This window comes from Roseateles sp. P5_B10 (assembly GCF_056400485.1).
In genome coordinates this window covers 1-1,723 of sequence record NZ_JBFULE010000991.1, presented here as the reverse complement: position 1 = coordinate 1,723, position 1,723 = coordinate 1, and the positions used below count along the sequence as shown (strand labels likewise).

The 1,723-nt window shown below is 66.3% G+C and carries 2 protein-coding genes and 1 pseudogene; all 3 read right to left on the bottom strand.

The genetic code is table 11. The annotated features are described in order from the left end of the window. Positions 1-649, bottom strand: a 649-nt coding sequence (locus AC1DU6_RS30080; protein ID WP_477861701.1) for an amino acid ABC transporter permease, incomplete at its 3' end; no start/stop codon positions are given. Then, on the bottom strand, positions 646-1,347 hold the full coding sequence (locus AC1DU6_RS30075) for an amino acid ABC transporter permease (protein WP_477861699.1): 702 nt from the start codon (positions 1,345-1,347) through the stop codon (positions 646-648). The genes AC1DU6_RS30080 and AC1DU6_RS30075, both read right to left, overlap by 4 nt. Before the next feature lie 73 nt (positions 1,348-1,420). Then, positions 1,421-1,723: pseudogene (locus AC1DU6_RS30070) on the bottom strand (amino acid ABC transporter substrate-binding protein); the annotation flags it as partial.

Here is a 1,723-nt window from a genome sequence, read left to right as displayed (position 1 = left end):
GCTTGGCGATGCGCGTCAACCCGAAGCACATGACGAAGTAGCACCCCGCCAGCGTCAGATAGATCTCCACCGGCTTGACCAGCACCTGGGCGTTGATCTGGTTGGCGATGAAGGACAGCTCGGAGAGGCCGATGATGGTGCCCAGCGACGTCTCCTTGATGGTTGCGACGAACTGGTTGATCAGCGAGGGCAGCATGTGGCGCAAGGCCTGGGGCAGCAGCACCGAATGCAGCGCCTGGCCGCGCGTCATGCCCAGCGACATTGACGCCTGCAGCTGGCCCCTCGGCAGGGCCTGCAGGCCGGCGTGGACGATTTCTGCAAGATAGGCGGCGTCGAAGACGATCAGCGCGACCAGCATGGTGCTGAACTGGTCGGTCTTGTGGCCGGTCACCGTGGGCAGGAAGAAATAGGCCCAGAACACCACCATCAGCAGCGGCGTGCCACGCACCACCCAGACCCAGCCGGTCACCGGCAGGCGCAGCCAGCGATTCGGGCTGAAGCGGGCCAGGCCCAGCAGGATGCCCAGCGGCAGCGCGAGCACCAGGCCCAGTGTGGCGAGGATCACGGTCAGCGCCAGGCCGCCCAGCGGCCCGTGCGGGTACTGGCCGACGAGGAAGTAGAGCCAGTAGGTGTCGACGAGTTCACTCATCGCCGTGCCCCCTGCGGCGATACGCGGTGCAGCGCCCATTGCGCCAGGCCGGTCAGCACCAGTGACACCGACAGATAGGCCACCGTGACGAGGGCAAAGGTCTCGAAGCCGCGAAAGCTCGCCGACTCGACGCGCTGGGYCTGCGTCATCAGCTCGGCCGCGCCGATGACGGTGGCGATGCTGGTGTTCTTCCAGAGGTTGAGCGTCTGTGACAGCAGCGGTGGCAGCGTGATGCGCAGGGCCTGCGGCAGCACCACCAGGCGCATGCCGGCCAGGAAGCTGAAGCCCAGGGCCATCGCCGCGTCCAGCTGCGCGCCCGGCACGGCCCGCACGCCGGAGCGGATGTCCTCGCTCATGTAGGCGGCCGTGTACAGCGTCAGCGCGGCCCAGGCGCTGAAGACCTCGATATTGCCGGCGTAGACCTTTTCCTTGATGCCGGCGGGCAGCAGCTCCGGCACGCCAAAGTACCAGAACAGCATGTGTACCAGCAGCGGCACGCAGCGCACGGCCTCGACATAGCCTTCTCCGATGACGCGCAACGCGCGCCACGGTGACAGGCGCAGCAACGCGATGAAGACAGCCAAAGGCAGCGCGGTCAGCAGCGTCAGGCCGGTCAGCAGCAGCGACAGGCGCAGGCCTTGCAGCAGCCAGGTGAGGTAGTCGCCCTGCAGCAGCGGGGCAAAGGAAAGGACGGGCATTGGGGGGCTCACCAGAAACGAGGCAGCCGCCGGCCCTCGTGAGGCGGCGGCTGCAATCAGACAGACCGACGAATCAGCTTTCGACCTTGTCGCTGTCGATCTTGAAGGTGCGCTTGGGGAACTTCAGACGTGTGTCCGGGCCATACCACTTGACGAACAGCTTGTCGGCCTCGCCACCCTTCTCCAGGCCGGTCAGCGCGGCATCGACCTCGGCCTTCAGGCGCTTCTCGCCCTTGCGAATGCCGATGGCCAGGGGCTCGACGCTGATGTTCTGTTCCAGGATGCGGTACTGCGCCGACGCCGCGCCGAGCTTGGCGTGCTGATCCAGCAGCGAGACCTCATCGTTGACAAAGGCCACACCCTTGCCCTGCTGCAG